General features: G+C 50.2%; 13 protein-coding genes and 1 tRNA gene. 3 read left to right on the forward strand and 11 right to left on the reverse strand.

The features are described from left to right. Positions 1 to 115 precede the first annotated feature (115 nt). Positions 116 to 1,747, forward strand: coding sequence for an oligosaccharide flippase family protein (locus tag DXB18_RS04555; RefSeq protein WP_118706255.1), 1,632 nt, complete (start codon positions 116 to 118; stop codon positions 1,745 to 1,747). 136 nt (positions 1,748 to 1,883) lie between these two features. On the opposite strand, the gene DXB18_RS04560 is transcribed toward DXB18_RS04555, so the two are convergent. From DXB18_RS04560 to DXB18_RS04590, 8 genes are all read right to left on the reverse strand, one after another. Continuing rightward, the gene (locus DXB18_RS04560; RefSeq protein WP_118706257.1) at positions 1,884 to 2,720 is read right to left on the reverse strand and encodes a GTP pyrophosphokinase; all 837 of its coding nucleotides are present in this window, start codon (positions 2,718 to 2,720) and stop codon (positions 1,884 to 1,886) included. 14 nt (positions 2,721 to 2,734) lie between these two features. Further along, entirely contained in the window at positions 2,735 to 3,361 is a 627-nt protein-coding gene (locus DXB18_RS04565; RefSeq protein WP_243103156.1) for a Maf family protein, read from the reverse strand. A 13-nt stretch (positions 3,362 to 3,374) separates the two neighbouring features. Beyond that, positions 3,375 to 3,560: a hypothetical protein gene (locus DXB18_RS16040; RefSeq protein WP_147355221.1), complete on the reverse strand. Its 186-nt coding sequence runs from the start codon at positions 3,558 to 3,560 to the stop codon at positions 3,375 to 3,377. A 77-nt stretch (positions 3,561 to 3,637) separates the two neighbouring features. Further along, on the reverse strand, positions 3,638 to 4,558 hold the full coding sequence (gene metA / locus DXB18_RS04570) for a homoserine O-succinyltransferase (protein ID WP_118541815.1): 921 nt from the start codon (positions 4,556 to 4,558) through the stop codon (positions 3,638 to 3,640). Continuing rightward, the gene (gene ligA / locus DXB18_RS04575) at positions 4,548 to 6,611 is read right to left on the reverse strand and encodes an NAD-dependent DNA ligase LigA (protein WP_118706259.1); all 2,064 of its coding nucleotides are present in this window, start codon (positions 6,609 to 6,611) and stop codon (positions 4,548 to 4,550) included. The genes metA and ligA overlap by 11 nt, the downstream gene beginning before the upstream one ends. A gap of 38 nt (positions 6,612 to 6,649) precedes the next feature. Then, on the reverse strand, positions 6,650 to 7,417 hold the full coding sequence (locus tag DXB18_RS04580; protein WP_118706261.1) for a pseudouridine synthase: 768 nt from the start codon (positions 7,415 to 7,417) through the stop codon (positions 6,650 to 6,652). Positions 7,418 to 7,626: 209 nt separating this feature from the next. Next, positions 7,627 to 8,655 (reverse strand): tRNA preQ1(34) S-adenosylmethionine ribosyltransferase-isomerase QueA, encoded by a 1,029-nt coding sequence (gene queA / locus DXB18_RS04585; RefSeq protein WP_118706317.1) that lies wholly within the window; start codon positions 8,653 to 8,655, stop codon positions 7,627 to 7,629. A 128-nt stretch (positions 8,656 to 8,783) separates the two neighbouring features. Next, positions 8,784 to 9,800 (reverse strand): hypothetical protein, encoded by a 1,017-nt coding sequence (locus DXB18_RS04590; RefSeq protein ID WP_118541809.1) that lies wholly within the window; start codon positions 9,798 to 9,800, stop codon positions 8,784 to 8,786. A gap of 103 nt (positions 9,801 to 9,903) precedes the next feature. On the opposite strand from DXB18_RS04590, the gene DXB18_RS04595 reads away from it, so the two are divergent. Together DXB18_RS04595 and DXB18_RS04600 are read left to right on the forward strand one after the other, a co-directional pair. Next, positions 9,904 to 9,975: transfer RNA gene (locus tag DXB18_RS04595), tRNA-Arg, on the forward strand. A 92-nt stretch (positions 9,976 to 10,067) separates the two neighbouring features. Further along, positions 10,068 to 10,550, forward strand: a complete 483-nt coding sequence (locus tag DXB18_RS04600) for a GNAT family N-acetyltransferase (RefSeq protein ID WP_118541807.1) — start codon at positions 10,068 to 10,070, stop codon at positions 10,548 to 10,550. A 17-nt stretch (positions 10,551 to 10,567) separates the two neighbouring features. Here the strand turns inward: DXB18_RS04600 and DXB18_RS04605 are convergent, their stop codons facing one another. From DXB18_RS04605 to DXB18_RS04615, 3 genes are all read right to left on the reverse strand, one after another. Beyond that, the gene (locus tag DXB18_RS04605; protein ID WP_118706263.1) at positions 10,568 to 11,854 is read right to left on the reverse strand and encodes a DUF1576 domain-containing protein; all 1,287 of its coding nucleotides are present in this window, start codon (positions 11,852 to 11,854) and stop codon (positions 10,568 to 10,570) included. Between the two features lie 11 nt (positions 11,855 to 11,865). Then, positions 11,866 to 12,699 (reverse strand): undecaprenyl-diphosphate phosphatase, encoded by an 834-nt coding sequence (locus DXB18_RS04610; RefSeq protein WP_118541803.1) that lies wholly within the window; start codon positions 12,697 to 12,699, stop codon positions 11,866 to 11,868. Between the two features lie 88 nt (positions 12,700 to 12,787). Further along, positions 12,788 to 13,468, reverse strand: coding sequence for a uracil-DNA glycosylase (locus DXB18_RS04615; RefSeq protein WP_118706265.1), 681 nt, complete (start codon positions 13,466 to 13,468; stop codon positions 12,788 to 12,790). Positions 13,469 to 13,553 lie beyond the last annotated feature (85 nt).

Genomic DNA, 13,553 nt, shown 5'->3' on the forward strand with positions numbered 1-13,553 from the left:
CCGACCAGATCCCCGGTTCTGATCCGATCTTCCAAAAAGGCAGCCCCGTTCCCGGTTCTGATTATCGCAGGACTTACATATCCTGTAATAAGATTTCCGGCCGGGGGTTGCCTTTATGTCTTTTTATTCCGGTCTTTCCGAAAAAAAACGCGCCTTTCTCACCGGCACCCTGCTGCTTACCGCAGCAGGGTTTCTTTGCCGGCTTCTGGGCTTTTTCTACCGTATTTTTTTATCCCGCACGATCGGTGCCGAAGGACTCGGCATCTACAACATGGTTCATCCCGTCTACGGGATCTGCTTTGCGCTTTGCGGCGGCGCGATCCAAACTGCGCTTTCCCAGTACATAGCTGCCCACGAAGGAAAAGAGCAGTGTGTTTTCCGCACCGGTCTTAGCGTTTCCATGCTGCTCTCCGGCTTTCTGGCCTTTCTCATCTGCCGTTATCCGGACTGGATTGCCAAGCGCATCCTCATGGAGCCGCGCTGCAGCCCCTATCTTCCGGTCATGGGGCTTTCCCTGCCCTTCGCCTCCTTCCATGCCTGCGCCAATGGCTACTGCTACGGTGCCCAGAAATCCAGAGTACCGGCATTTTCTCAAGTTGCAGAGCAGATCGTCCGGATGACTCTGGTCTTTCTGATCGCTGCAGAGCGCACCGCGGCCGGTCAGGAGATTACCGTGCGCCTGGCTGTTTACGGTCATCTGATCGGGGAGATCGGGGCCGCCTCTTTTAATTTCCTGTGCCTGCTTCTGTTTCCGCCGCAGCCGCGGATACGAAAAAACTCCGGTTCCGTGTCCCAAGCTCCGGTACAGACAACTCCCTCCGCGTCCCGGTCTGCATCTCCGGCAGAAAAAGCACACTCCGTGTTCACAACTCCATCTACTGCGCAGGATACCACTCTACTTTCCGATTCCTGCCTCATCCCGCTCATGGCCCTTGCCCTGCCGCTTATGGGCAATCGCCTGGTTCTAAACCTGCTGGCCGGAGCCGAAGCAGTCTGGATTCCTAACCGTCTCCAGCAATACGGACTAAGCGATGCCGGGGCATTTTCTGTTTACGGCGTCCTGACCGGTATGGCCCTGCCCTTTATCCTCTTTCCCTCTGCCATCACCAATTCCATTGCCGTGCTCCTTCTCCCCAGTGTAGCGAAAGACCAGGCAGAGGGGAAGGCAGAAAGCATCGCCCAAAGTGTCGCCATGGCCCTGCGCTACAGTCTCTACATGGGCATCCTCTGCATTGGGATCTTTGTGCTGTTTGGCATTCCGCTCGGCGACAGCGTCTTTAAAAATGAGGACGCAGGACGCTATATGCAGATTCTTGCCTGGCTGTGTCCGTTTCTCTACCTCGCAACGACCATGGGCAGCATCTTAAACGGACTTGGCTGTACGAGGATTACCTTTCTGCAAAACACTGCATCCATGCTTCTGCGTCTGTTCTTTGTGCTGACCGCGATTCCCCGCCTCGGAATCTATGGCTATCTCTGCGGAATGCTCGCCAGTGAAATATTTCTGGCACTGATGCACCTGTACTCCCTGAAAAAGCGGGTAGCCTTTACCTGGAGCGCCTGGGATATGATCTTAAAACCGGCTCTTTTGTTATTTCTGGCAACCGGCATCCATTATGCCCTGTCCGGCTTGCTGCCGGAAGTTTCCGGAAGCATGCCGCTCTTTTTTAAGACCGCACTCCAGATTCTGCTGCTCTCTTCTTGCTACGGAATTTTGCTGCTCTACGCACATATTTTAAGGCGGTGAAACGTTTTCGCAACGCGTAAACATCAATAACAAGATCGCACAGTAAGTCAAAGGGGCGAAAGTTCCCACAGCCGCCAGGCCTGGCGGCTACGGGAGCTTTCGCCCCTCGTTCGCTACTGTGCGATCTTGTTGAATCCTACGATTCCGTTTTTTTGGCAGCCGCCTTCTTCTGCACTTCCTTCTCCGCATGCTCGCTTTCCAGCTGTTCCTGACGCTGCTGCTTGATGCGGCGGAAATACGAACTCATCTCGTCTGCCATGCCGGCCAGACGGTTTAACAGTGTGGAGAAATCGGAAAGCATTTCATCGTTCTGGTAATACGGATACACGATATCGTGATCGATCTCGCTCCATCCCTCCTCAAACAGGGTTCTGCCCTGGATCTCTACATAGTAGCCCTTGTACTTGATGATATAATGCAGGGAACGGTAAATGCCGTCTGACTTGATGTCGATCAGTTTTTTATCGTAAATCCGGGTATCACCGGTTCTGCGGTAGACCTTCGGCCGTTCTGCGATGTAGTAATGGTCCGGGTCATCATCGAAGTCCAGAAGCCGGTCCTCAATATAATTGGCCGGATCATTCTCAAATACCGAAGTAATGTAATTATGAAAATGGATCCAGTCCTCCCGGTAAAGGAAGAAGACACGGATTCCGATCAGATCCGTCATATACTTATAGTAGTTCTTCCGGTTGATATATTTGTACTGGTCCGTCTGCTCGCTCTTTTTGCGGATGATCTTCTCCAGCAGATGCCCTGCCTTTTTGGTCCGATAGCGGTAAGAGTGAATCCCTGCTTTCTCAATGTCATACAGATAATCGTTAACGAAATCCTTGCCGATCTTCTTTAACTGCGGCTCAATGCGGCAGTAGCTGTCGTAAATGGAATTCAGCTCTTCCCACTTCATCCCTGTCTTTTTCAAGGTTTCTTTTTCAATGTTATATTCTTTCAAAAAATCTTTTTTCTTGATCATAGATTCTCCTGATGTCATTCCTGTGTTGCTATATTTTCAAGCAGTGTCCGGCAGACGCGCCCCAGTGGAAGCCCGACCACATTATTATAGTCTCCCCGGATTCCTTCTACCCAGACCGCAAAACGTCCCTGAATTCCGTAGGCCCCGGCCTTATCCATAGATTCCCCGGTTCTGACATATGCTTTGATCTGCTCCATTGTCATTGGGCATACATGTACATCGGTCTTTTCCGCAAAGGTTATGGTTTTCCACTGCTCGCTTGGATTTTCTCCCGGTTTTCCACAAAATACCAGGGTCACGCCTGTGTATACCTGGTGGATTTTCCCCTGAAAGGATGAGATCATGTGGATGGCATCTGCCTCATCCTTCGGTTTTCCGAGGATGTTTCCGTCAAATGCCACCACCGTGTCCGCGCCAATCACCACAGCATTCTCACCGGTATGTCTGAAAGCAATGTCTTCTGCTTTCTGCCTGGAAAGCTCCATCACGACCTCATCCGGCTTTGTGCTGCGGATCACCTCCGTGACATGGCTCGGCTCTACCACCGGCTCTATGCCCGCCTGACGCAAAAGCTCCAGGCGGCGCGGAGAAGCCGAAGCCAGGATCACGACCGGGTAGTGGTTCTCCATCTGTGTTTTCATATTGTTTTATCTCCTATTTATACTCTGTTCCTGCCAGTTCTTCATAAATGGTAAATGCTGCCTCCGAGTCCTGACGCCCGATCAGCTCCCCAAATCCAAGCACATGCAGGATCATGGTCGCGCAGATCCGGTTCTTCCGCACCGGATTGTATGGTTCGGCTCCATGCCTTCGAAATGAGCGTTCTACCCAAAGCCACAAAAGCCTTACATCTGCTCCCCAAACGATATCACATGGAATCTTCCCTTCCGAAAATTCCTGCCGGTGAACTGCTGTCTTTACTCTTCATCCGTTGTCAGAATATAATCGGTTGTCTGGTATACATAGAAGTTCAGCCAGTTTGCATACAGGGTATTCGAGGCATTTCTCCAGGACAGGACCGGAATATTGAACGGATCATTGTCCTCATAATAGTTGCATGGAAGTTCCGGATGCAGTCCCTTCTTTAAATCACGGTGATACTCGTTATTTAAGGTCATACGGTCATATTCCGGATGCCCCTGCACAAAGATCTGGCTTCCGGTATTGTTAAGTACCAAGAAAATACCGGCCTCCGGGGACTCTGCCGCAATCGTCAGCTCCGGATGCTTTTCTATGTCTTTCCGGCGCACCTCAGTATAGCGGGAATGCGGCGCCATCACGTAATCGTCCATGCTGCGGACTAACGGGATCTTGCGGTTTAAGATCTTGTGCCGGTAGATTCCTGCTAATTTCTTTTCTCTTTTGTATTTCGGAATGCCGTAATGGTAATATAAACCTGCCTGCGCTCCCCAGCAGATATGAAGGGTGGAATGCACGTGGGTCTTGCTCCACTCCATGATCTTCGTCAGCTCGTCCCAGTAATTGACTTCCTCAAACTCCATATTTTCTACCGGTGCCCCGGTGATGATCATACCATCAAATTTCTGACGGCGGATCTCATCGAACGTCACATAGAATTTATTCAGATGACTGGCCGAGGTATTCTTGGAAACGTGCGTGGAAAGCATCAAAAAGGTGCAGTCCACCTGCAGGGGTGTATTGGAAAGTGCCCGGAGAAGCTGGGTTTCCGTATCCTCCTTGATCGGCATCAGGTTTAAGATCAGGATCTGAAGCGGACGGATATCCTGACTCATCGCACGGTTCTCGTCCATCACGAATATATTTTCCGATTCCAGAATGGCTCTGGCCGGCAGATCATTTTGTACTTTAATCGGCATTGTTTTCTTCCCCCATCATGTTCAGGAAATCCTGCTCGGAAATGATCGGGATCCCCAGTTCTTTTGCTTTTTTATTTTTTGACGAATTCGAAGTCACATCATTGTTGATCAGATACGTAGTCTTTGCGGTGACCGAACCGGTCGCTTTTCCGCCGCGTGCCTCAATGGCCGCCTGCAGTTCCTTCCGGTTTGCAAAATGCTCTACCGTTCCGGTGATGACAAAAGTCATCCCCGCAAATACCGCTGCCTCTGTATTTTCCGAAACTTTCTCTATGGTAAGCTCTGCAAGCAGATCATCCACCAGCTTTGCGTTTTTCTCAGATGCGAAGTATGCGATCCACGCATCGGCTAAAACTGCGCCGATTCCATCAACCGCAGTCAGTTCTTCCTCCGTGGCATGGCGCATCCGTTCGAAATCATAGTCGAAAGACCGGCACAGCATCTTCGCATTCGCCAGCCCAATGCCTGCCACACCAATGCCGTAAACCACACGGACCAGATTGGTGTGGGAAGCCTTTTTCACGGCTGCCATCAGATTCTCGTAGGACTTTTCGCCAAAGCCCTCCATCGAAACAATCGCCTCACGATGGCGGTCCAGATGAAAGATATCGGCATAGCTGTGGATGAACCCAGCTGCAATAAACTTCTCCAGGGTTGCCTCGGAAAGGCCGTCAATGTTTAACGCGTCACGGCTCACCAGCAGAGAAAAACTCTTGATCTTCTTTGCCTGGCAGTCCGGATTCGTGCAATATAAGGATTTTACATCATTCATCTGGCGGATCTGGGTCTCGCCGCCGCAGACCGGGCAGATCTTCGGAATCACAATCGTTCCGCTGCGAGTTAAATTCTCGGCAATCTGCGGAATGATCATGTTCGCCTTATATACCGTAATGGTATCACCTACCCCCAGCTCCATCGCTTCCATGATGCTGATGTTGTGGACGCTGGCCCGGCTTACCGTGGTCCCCTCAAGTTCCACCGGATCAAAAATCGCCACCGGGTTGATCAGACCGGTCCGGGATGCACTCCATTCAATCTCCCGAAGCGTGGTCTCGCGGATTTCATCCGCCCATTTAAAAGCAATGGAATTGCGCGGGAATTTTGCTGTGCGGCCAAGCGCATCGCCGTAGGCAATGTCATCCATCAGAAGTACCAGACCGTCAGAGGGGATATCATAGCTCTGGATTGCCTCGGCAAATTCTGCCACTGCATCCGGCAGTGTGGCAGCCGTCACTTCCTTGTATTCCACCACATCAAAGCCCTGTGTCTTCAGCCACTCGAACTGCTCTTTGCGGGAATTGTGGAAACGACCATGATCTGTTCCATCGTCCACAATTGCATCCACGCCATCTGCATTTGCTGCATCTGGTGCCTGCGTATCCGCCGGATTTACCGCCCGCACCAGCATGAATGCCTCAAAATTCACATTCCGCTTCGCCGTGATCTCATTGTTTAACTGACGCACAGAGCCGCTGCATAAGTTTCTCGGGTTCTTGTACTTCGCATCCACATCCTCGATTTCTTCATTGATGCGTGCAAAGTCCGAATATTTGATGATTGCCTCCCCGCGAAGGATCAGCTGTCCCTGATACGGGATCCGAAGCGGCACATTGGAAAATACCTTCGCATTGTTGGTGATGACCTCACCGATCTCGCCATTGCCGCGGGTGACTGCTTTCACCAGCTCACCGCCCTCATATGTCAGAACAATGGTCAGACCATCCAGCTTCCAGGATAAAAGTCCCTTCTGGGTTCCCAGCCACTCCTGAAGAACCGGAACTTCTTTTGTCTTATCCAAAGAAAGCATCGGTGCCTCGTGCGCCTCCTTCGGAAGTTCGCTCAATACTTCATAACCTACCTTCTGGGTCGGGCTTCCGGCCAATACCATGCCAGTTTCCTTTTCCAACTGCAGCAATTCATCATACAGCCGGTCATATTCAAAATTGCTCATGATCTCGCGGCTCTCCTGGTAGTACGCCCTGGATGCCGCCAAAAGCTGCCGGTGCAGCTCTTTCATGCGCATGATCTTATCATCATTCTTTCTCTGATCCATTCTCGTCACCTGCCATTTTCCTGTCTTGGATTCATTTTCTACTCGTCTCCGCCTTCCAGAAGTTCCTCACGCTCCAGACGCGCCTGCTCCAACTGCCATTCCAATTCTTCCATCTCCTGCAGTGTTACCCGGCGGAAATCCCCAGTATTTAATTTGCCCAGATGAATGTTCATGATACGGATCCGCTTTAAAGTCACCACACGGTAGCCGAGCTCCGCGCACATGCGGCGGATCTGGCGGTTTAATCCCTGTGTCAGGATGATCTTAAACGATTTCAAGCCGGTTGCTTCCACCTGACATGGTCTTGTGGTCACTCCAAGCTCCTTTAATTCCACACCCTCACGCATCTTCTTTAAAAATGCGGCATTGAACGGCTGATCTACCGTGACCAGATACTCTTTCTCATGGAAATTGCCTGCATGCATGATCTCGTTAGCCAGTTCTCCCTGATTCGTCATAAGGAGAAGTCCCTCGGAATCCTTATCCAGACGTCCCACCGGATACACACGCGCCGGATACTGGATCAGATCCACAACGTTCATCGCACGGTCCTTATCGGAAGTGGTGCATACCACTCCACGCGGCTTATTCACAACCAGAAGCACCGGTTTTACTTTTTTGCCGCCCGCCGCCTTTCCAACCGGCTTTCCATCACAGACGATCACTTCCTGACCTGTTACTTTTTCTCCCATCTGGGCCTTCCGGCCGTTGATGGTCACCTTTCCTGCCTCGATCAGGCGGTCTGCCTCACGGCGGGAGCAGATTCCCTGCTCACTCAAATATTTGTTTAAACGGATTTCTTCCATGTTTGCTTCCTTTCCGGTTACTGTTCACGCGTTGCCCAAACAGTATACAGTAACCCTTTCCGTACCTTCTGCACAGGTTTCTTTGCATGCACAGGCTTTTTCAATCCCTTTTTTGCACAGGTCTCTTTTATCATGCACCGGCTCCTTTTATAAGCCGAAAATGGCTATCCCCAAACCATGGAGATAGCCTGTATTGCTTCCCCGCGTCCTTAGTCGTGGATGAACATGGCATCCCCAAAACTAAAGAAACGGTACCGTTCCTTAATTGCTTCGTTATACGCATTCAGAATATGTTCCCGTCCTGCCAGCGCAGAAACCAGCATCACCAGAGTCGACTCCGGCAGATGGAAGTTTGTAATCAGGCAATCCAGGATCTTGAATTTATAACCCGGGTAAATAAAAATCTCCGTCCAGCCGCTTCCAGCCTTTAAGATTCCATCTTCCCCGGCTGCAGACTCGATGGTACGGCAGCTGGTCGTACCAACGCAGATCACGCGTCCGCCCGCTGCTTTCGTGTCGTTGATCTTCTTCGCCTCGGATTCTTCTACCATATAAAACTCCGAGTGCATGTGGTGCTCCAGCACATTCTCCACCTTAACCGGACGGAACGTGCCAAGACCAACGTGCAGCGTTACATGGGCAATTTTCACGCCCATTGCCTCGATCTGCGCGAGCAGCTCCTTCGTAAAATGCAGACCTGCGGTCGGCGCAGCAGCAGAGCCGTCATGCTCCGCGTACACGGTCTGATAACGGTTCTTATCCTTTAACTGATGGGTAATGTATGGCGGAAGCGGCATCTGTCCTAACTGGTCCAGGATTTCCTCAAAAATGCCCTCATAAGAAAACTGGATCAGGCGGTTGCCCTCCTCCACAACATCGATGACGGTACCCTTTAACAGACCTTCGCCAAACACGATCACCGTGCCCGGCTTGCACTTTTTGCCCGGCTTTACCAGAGTCTCCCAGATATCGTTCTCACGGCGCTTTAACAAAAGCACCTCGATTTTCGCCTGTGTATCCTCCTTCACGCCAAACAGACGCGCCGGGATTACCTTGGTGTTGTTGATGACCAGACAGTCACCCGGTCTTAAATACTCCGTAATGTCACGGAAATGGCGGTGCTCCATCTCTCCGGTGTTCTTGTCCAGCACCAGGAGTCTGGAGGCAGAACGATCCTCCAGCGGATCCTGGGCGATCAGCTCCTGTGGGAGGTCAAAATCAAAGTCTTTTACATTCATGGTTTCCATTTATCTTATCTTCTTTCTTTTCTTCACTTTTTGTTTGTTTTTTCTTGCCTGGCTCTTTGCTCTCGCTTTGTGCCTTGCTCTTGCTTTACGCCTTGCTCTTGCTTTGCTTATCTTTCATTCTAATTTGCGGTATCCGCTGCTGTGCTGTCACCAGACTCCGCACCGATGCTTACCTCGGAACCTGCGGTTGTTTCCACGGCTGTTTCTGCACCTGTCTCCTGCACGCTTCCTTCACTCGATTCCGAAGAAGCTGCTGCACCATCTTCCCCGCTCTCAGAGGTTTCCCCGTCTCCAATCACTACCTCCGGCTCGTCCCCATTGTCGTAAACCGGAGAGCCGTCACGCAGCACACCGTAAACGCTGTTTAAATCCTCGTCTGAATTCAACGCTTCTTTCAATTTCACATTCACACTGGAAGCAAGCTTTCTCACCTCTTCCGAGTGATTGGAAACATCGATCAGCTGCAGAACCTCTTCCGAAAGGTTTTCATCCTGGATGATATGGTAATTGCCCTCACTGTCTTTCTCCACGTAGCACCACATAATCATAGGTGCCGCAGTTTTTACGGAATGAAACTTAATATCTGCCAGTGCATAGACCAGCCAGCTGTCTGCCGTCGCGCCATCGCGCACATAGGTTGTAATATTGTCAAACTCCTGCACATACTTGGAATTGCTGCGCAGGCGGGTTTTCTCGTGCTCCAGCTCCGTAAAGGAAAGACCAGAGATACCATAAATCTCATTCATGGTATCCGCATCCGCACTGGCCCGTGCTGCAAAGTATTTTTTCATCAGATCCAGTACTTCCGGAACACTGTCGTGCATCAGGGTCTCTGTCGCATAAGGATCTCCGTTTTCATCCCCGGAAGTTTCCTCTTCTGCTGCAGACTCATCCGCAGTGTCTAACTCCGTAGAATCGCTCTCCGGCTCTGCAGCCATTGTCTCTGTTTCTGACGGTTCTGTTTCCACCGTTTCCGTCGCTGCTGCCGGTTCTGCTGCCCGCTTTTTCCCGTAGTCTGCAAGCACAATGATGATCATGAGTACAATGACTACGAGCGGAACAACCAGAACCGGAAGCAATGCCTTTTTCTCTGTATCTGTATCTTTTTTCCCAAAAGAATTCCAGTTATCTTTCATAAAATAGGACCTCCAATCAGTACTAACATCATATCAAATGAGGAATAAAAAATCAACAAATCCCCTTGCAAATTAGAAAAAAGTATAGTATCATGATAGAGATGCGTCTGTAGCTCAGTGGATAGAGCAGTGGCCTCCGGAGCCGCGTGCGTAGGTTCGATTCCTATCAGACGCATTATTTAAAAATCCAGTATTCAGGCTAGTTGTTACGCTTTGTCTGAATACTGGATTTTTCACATTTTTCATAAAATTCAGGAGGATTTTCCCATGTTGATCAGAACCGCATCCATGAACGATCTTGACGCAGTCACAGCAGTCGAATCCGAATGCTTTCCTGCAGCAGAAGCAGCTACCCGCGCTGAATTTGCCAAACGTCTCTCCCACTACGCCAACCATTTCTGGCTGATGTTCGATGAGGACAAACTAATTGCTTTTGTAGACGGTATGGTGACAGATGCCGCCGACCTCACCGATGAAATGTATGAGTGTGCCGATCTGCACGATGAAAAAGGTGCCTGGCAGATGATTTTCGGTGTAAACACCATTCCGCAATACCGCAATCATGGTTATGCCGGAGAACTCATCCGACGCGCCATTGCCGACGCCAGAGACCAGGGCCGCAAAGGGCTGGTACTTACCTGCAAAGACAAACTGATCCATTATTACGCCAGATTCGGCTTTCAAAATGAAGGTGTTTCCGCATCCGTGCACGGCAATGTGACGTGGTATCAGATGCGGCTGACCTTCTGAAAATAAACAATACGCTGTTACAGCGACAGTCCGCCCCGTGCCCGCGCCCTCCGGTCGCGGATCGACTGGATCACCGGAACCAGGAACATAGCCACAAGGCCGCCTGCGAATCCGTTGTTATAAAGATTCATACCTCCATATACGATTCCCACATTCAGTGCTACGGAGGAATGTAAAAATCCTGCGATCACACCGGCGATGATTCCAAACTCCCCGGCGATCGGTGCCAGGGTGGTAGAAAGAAGCAGTGCAAGGATCGCCGATGGGTCGGTGATGTTCCAGCTTTTTGCCTCGCTGGCAATCAGCACTCCGGCCATGACCGGAAGAATATTGCGCAGATGCTTACCGGTCGCACTAAAGCCGACCACCGTAAAAATACCGCCAATGGTCGGACCGTTTAGGTCCGCACCTACCATGACAACAAACAGCATCGACGCCAGACCATTCACACCCATGTTGATCATAACAGCGGCACCACCCTCAGACTCATAGTAGTCGGTTCCTCCCAGTCCGTAGGACCGCAGGATGCTGCGATAATCTTCCAACGCCATCGGATCAGTCACAATGCCGTAGAGGATCATGGCACCAAACAGGATCGACAGCAAAATGATAAAGGTCTGGTTCTGTCCGGTAAACCAGATCAGGCGGGACTCAATGGTGACGCCAAAGGATTTCAGGACCGACACGATCACCGTCGCAATGATTCCCCCTGCAAATCCCACGTTGTAAAGGGAATATCCCTTGTGGGAGTAATGGACATGGGTACTAAGAGGCGGCAACACGAACCCAATGATGATACCGGTAGCTGCACAAAGAAGAAATCTCAAAGGCAGCGGCAGATTCACAATATGCATGACCTGGCTCACGATCGGAGACAGGCTTGTCCCATAAAAGCCCACGTAAAGGTATCGTTTTACTGTAGTCTTATGGTATTTTGCATAGAGAAATACACCAAGCAAGATCATCCAGATGTTCAGCAGGTTTTTTCCAAACAGGGAAAAGCCGAACATCAGGCAGGTTGATGTAATGGTATGTCCGTCAAAATTCATATCCAGTGCATACATGATCCCGATACAAATCAGCGTCAGCACACCGGCATTGATAAAAGCCGCACCGACTCCTCCGATCACGAAATAATCCGTGATCAGAAAGTCCGGCTCCCGTATGATCTCCACAATGCCCCGAAAAATCTCATCTATGGGCTGCATAAACAGTCCGGCCACAATAAAATATGCCGGAAGCAGGGACAGGATCAAAAAGCATTTGTTTTTTGAAAGTGGTCTCTGTATTCCAAATCGGTTCATCGATTCCTCCATTATCCAAGAAATGCAGTTACCCCGAAATAGAACAGCACGATGACGCCCAGCACGATCCGGTAATAACCAAATACCTTAAAGTTGTTTTTTCTGATGTAACCCATCAGGAATTTGATGGAATACACGGATACTACAAACGCGATCACCATACCGGCGATCAGGTAAAACAGCTCCAGTCCGGTAAAATGGAACCCAAACTTCACCAGTTTTAACAGGCTTGCACCAAACATGACCGGAATTCCCAAAAAGAAGGAAAATTCTGCGGCCGCACTGCGGGAGCATCCTAAGATCATAGCTCCTAAGATGGTAGAACCAGAGCGGGAAGTTCCCGGAACCAGGGAAAGTACCTGGAAAAGTCCGATAAACAGTGCAGTCTGGTAAGAAATCTGGCTGGTACGCTGGATTGGAAAATCCGTATACTGATTGTGATTCTCCAGTATGATAAACAGCACACCGTAAATGATCAGCGTAGCAGCTACCACATAACCGTTATAGAGATGCGCGTCCATCCAGTCATCCAGCAAAAGTCCAAACACAGCAGCCGGCACACAGGCTACGATGATCTTCATCCACAGTCTGACCGTTCCGATCTTCTGCGCTTTTGTCTTTCCCGGATCAAACGGATTCAGCCGCCTGAAATACAAAACCACAACCGCCAGGATCGCACCAAGCTGGATCACCACGCGGAACATCGACATAAATGCCTCGGTTACATTTAAGTGGATGATCTCGTCCACCAGAATCATGTGTCCGGTGCTGCTGATCGGAAGCCATTCGGTAAAGCCTTCCACGATGCCAAGCACCAGAACCTTTAAAAATTCAATAAAATCCATATTTCTGCCTCATTTCTATTTGTCTTTTCGCTGCATCCTGCCCCGTTTCTGCCAAACAGGACTGTCTGCAGTCTCGGACTTTAAACCATTATTTCTCCACATTTTCAATCTGCCAGTCGATCGGACTAAGTCCATGCTCCTCCAAAAATGCATTGGTCTTGCTGAATGGCCTGCTGCCAAAAAATCCCCGGTACGCAGAAAGCGGACTCGGATGCGGTGCCTCCAAGATCAGATGCTTCGGATTGTTCAGCATCGCCTTTTTCGCCTGCGCCGGACGTCCCCAAAGAATAAAGACGATTGGCCGGTCCTGCTCATTTAAAATCTTGATGGCGGCATCCGTAAACTCTTCCCAGCCGATCCCGTGATGGGAGTTTGCTGCATGTGCCCGCACGGTCAGTACGGTGTTTAACATCATGACACCCTGCTTCGCCCATTTCACCAGATAACCATTGTTTGGTATGTAACAACCCAGATCATCGTGAAGCTCCTGGTAAATATTCACCAGGGACGGCGGGATCTCCACATCTGGCTTCACCGAGAAGCAAAGCCCGTGCGCCTGCCCAACATTATGGTAGGGATCCTGCCCCAGAATCACCACTTTTACCTCAGATAACGGGGTAAATTCAAACGCATTAAAAATATCGTTTGGATCCGGAAAGACCTGTCTGGTCTCATATTCATGCTTTACCGTCTCGTACAGTTTCTTATAATATGGCTTTTTAAATTCCCCACTTAACGGGGCAAGCCAGTCATTTGCGATGGCACCCATTATTCCATCCTCCACCTTTCGATGTTTCTTTCCTGCCTTCCACAAAAGCAGGTTTTCTCATCTGTATTTCTTTCGATGCTGCCAA

Source organism: Clostridium sp. OM02-18AC (assembly GCF_003481825.1).
Classification (GTDB): domain Bacteria; phylum Bacillota; class Clostridia; order Lachnospirales; family Lachnospiraceae; genus Brotaphodocola.

Bases quoted from the DNA above. Each gene is read 5' to 3' on its own strand.
- DXB18_RS04615 (WP_118706265.1), bottom strand. From the start codon at position 13,468: ATGGGTGCCATCGCAAATGACTGGCTTGCCCCGTTAAGTGGGGAATTT.
- ligA (WP_118706259.1), bottom strand. From the start codon at position 6,611: ATGGATCAGAGAAAGAATGATGATAAGATCATGCGCATGAAAGAGCTG.
- queA (WP_118706317.1), bottom strand. From the start codon at position 8,655: ATGAATGTAAAAGACTTTGATTTTGACCTCCCACAGGAGCTGATCGCC.
- DXB18_RS04590 (WP_118541809.1), bottom strand. From the start codon at position 9,800: ATGAAAGATAACTGGAATTCTTTTGGGAAAAAAGATACAGATACAGAG.
- DXB18_RS04610 (WP_118541803.1), bottom strand. From the start codon at position 12,699: ATGGATTTTATTGAATTTTTAAAGGTTCTGGTGCTTGGCATCGTGGAA.
- DXB18_RS04580 (WP_118706261.1), bottom strand. From the start codon at position 7,417: ATGGAAGAAATCCGTTTAAACAAATATTTGAGTGAGCAGGGAATCTGC.
- DXB18_RS04600 (WP_118541807.1), top strand. From the start codon at position 10,068: ATGTTGATCAGAACCGCATCCATGAACGATCTTGACGCAGTCACAGCA.
- DXB18_RS04555 (WP_118706255.1), top strand. From the start codon at position 116: ATGTCTTTTTATTCCGGTCTTTCCGAAAAAAAACGCGCCTTTCTCACC.
- DXB18_RS04605 (WP_118706263.1), bottom strand. From the start codon at position 11,854: ATGAACCGATTTGGAATACAGAGACCACTTTCAAAAAACAAATGCTTT.
- DXB18_RS04560 (WP_118706257.1), bottom strand. From the start codon at position 2,720: ATGATCAAGAAAAAAGATTTTTTGAAAGAATATAACATTGAAAAAGAA.
- DXB18_RS04565 (WP_243103156.1), bottom strand. From the start codon at position 3,361: ATGAAAACACAGATGGAGAACCACTACCCGGTCGTGATCCTGGCTTCG.
- metA (WP_118541815.1), bottom strand. From the start codon at position 4,558: ATGCCGATTAAAGTACAAAATGATCTGCCGGCCAGAGCCATTCTGGAA.